Annotated in this window: 1 protein-coding gene; it reads right to left on the bottom strand. The window is 69.2% G+C overall.

All coding sequences use genetic code 11. From position 1 onward, the window contains the following. Nucleotides 1-1,250 (bottom strand): DUF222 domain-containing protein (locus AC59JP_RS23020; protein WP_497328218.1); only part of this gene is annotated, 1,250 nt, incomplete at its 3' end. Nucleotides 1,251-1,320 lie beyond the last annotated feature (70 nt).

The following is a 1,320-nucleotide window of genomic DNA, read 5'->3' as shown; positions in this document are numbered from 1 at the left end:
CCGCCGTCGGCCCAGTCGTCGATGCGGTGATGCGCCTCGCAGTAATACGCCACCGCGGTGCACTCGGGGAAGGTGCAACCCCGGTCGAGCGCGTGCAGCACATACCGCTGCTCCGGTGACGCGGTGCGCCGGGTCCGACCGAAGTACAGCGGTCTACGGGTGTGCTCGTCGAAGACGATCAGGTAGTTCTCCGCGTGTACGGCCATGCGCCGCACATCGTCGTGGGTGAGGCGGGTACCGCCCCCGGTGCGGACATACCCGGTCTTTTTGTCCAGGTCGGCGAGGGTGGTGGTGATGACCACGGAGACGGGGATACCGCGGTGAGTGCCGTATCGCCCCGCCATCAACCCCGAGCGGAGCACGAACTTCAGGGCGTCGTGCCGACGCCGGCCGGCGGAGCGGGTGTCGCGGGCGGCGGCGGACTCCCGGCGGTCCTGCAGGTCGGGCGACTCCACTGCCGTGTCCGTGTCCGCAGCGGTGTCCGTGTCGGTGTCGGGCGCACCGTCGGGTTCGGTGTCGACGATGGGGGTGGCGTCGTCGGGGTTCAGCATCCCGGGTGCGGCGAACTTCGCCAGCAGCGGTTCGAGGTAGGCGCTGGTTTCGGCGTCCAGGTCACCGACCACCCGGCGCAGCCCGTTCTCCCGCTGCGGGTGCAACTCCAGGAACGGGGCATCTGCGGTGTCGTGGTCGAGGTGGCCGTCGGGCAGCAACCGTTCGGTGAGTTCGCGGGCGGCGAGGGCGAGGTGGTCCGCGGTCAGGGTGCGGGTGAGGTGACCGAGCAGATCCACCGCCTCGCGCACCGAGTCGGGATCGACGGTGTCGGTGTCGGCGCGGGAGAGGTAGCGGCGGAAGTTGTCGATGACGGTCAGGTGTTGGCGGTTCGCGGCGCCGTCGGCGATCGCCGAGCACAGTCGGGGGTGTTCGGGGGCGATCGCGACACCGGCCGCGGTGGTGTTGACGGTGACCTCGCGCGCTCGGTTGCGGCGTTGGTTCGCCTCCCCGGGGGTGCAGCGGGTGAGGTCGACGATGATGTCGTTGGTTCGGGTCAGCCCGGAGGCGACGTGGCCGGGTTGTTCGGTGAGCTGCTGGATCAGGGGGTATTGCAGGGCGAGGGCGCGGTTGGCGAGGGTGTCGAGGCGCCGGATCAGTTCGGCTCGGTCGGTGTTCTCACCGAGGGCGGTGTTCACCGCGGCGAGGGCGTCGACGTGCTCCTCGATGGCCGTCAGGTGTGCGGTGTAGTCGGTGATCATGGTCCCCCCGAACCGTGTGTCGAACTGGTGTTCGAACTGATACGGATACCGTAACAAGGGGGTCCGACAA

The sequence above is a fragment of the Rhodococcus sp. 320_ES genome, assembly GCF_059691855.1.
Note: the sequence above shows the minus strand (reverse complement) of the source record. Positions and strands in the feature narration are given on the sequence as shown.